This is a genomic window from Acinetobacter sp. Colony158, from assembly GCF_019264745.1.
GTDB classification, from domain to species: domain Bacteria; phylum Pseudomonadota; class Gammaproteobacteria; order Pseudomonadales; family Moraxellaceae; genus Acinetobacter; species Acinetobacter ursingii.
Genome location: NZ_CP078523.1, coordinates 9,899 through 10,421 on the forward strand (window position 1 = coordinate 9,899; position 523 = coordinate 10,421).

Consider the following 523-nt stretch of genomic DNA (forward strand, 5'->3'; position numbering starts at 1 on the left):
ATCTTTAACGACAATTACAGACTCAACTGGTACCTTAGCCACTTGCACATTAGCCACTTGAACATCCGTCATTTGCACCGTAGAAACCGAATCATGTGCGGACTGAAGCGTGGTAGGAGCATGTTGCTGTGCCTGATGTAAAAACCACATAAAAGCATCTTCAAGTTCAGGTTCTCGAGCTGAAACTACCGCGCCCTTTGGTAACTGTTCATCGGGTAATTTAGGATGATCAGGACGGGTAATAAATCGAACTTCATCTCCTTTAGTACCGCGTCCGTAATATATGAATGATTGTCCAATAAATGGGCTTGTAGTTCTCGTGCTTTCATCTGCTCGGGCGGCTTGACCTGCCACGTTAGTCCTCGAACCTGCTCGCTTAAATACTGTGGCGTTCCTTGTTGCAGTATTTTCCCGTCATACATCACATAAACTTCAGCGCAGCGTTCGGCTTCATCCATATATGCGGTACTGATAATTACGCTTAAACTTTCTTCTTTCACTAGCTGTTCAATAATCAGCCATA

The 523-nt window shown here is 44.4% G+C and carries 1 pseudogene; it reads right to left on the minus strand.

Annotated features, from left to right (window positions below):
- Positions 1-523 (minus strand): annotated as a pseudogene (locus tag JR005_RS00045) (ABC transporter ATP-binding protein); the annotation flags it as partial.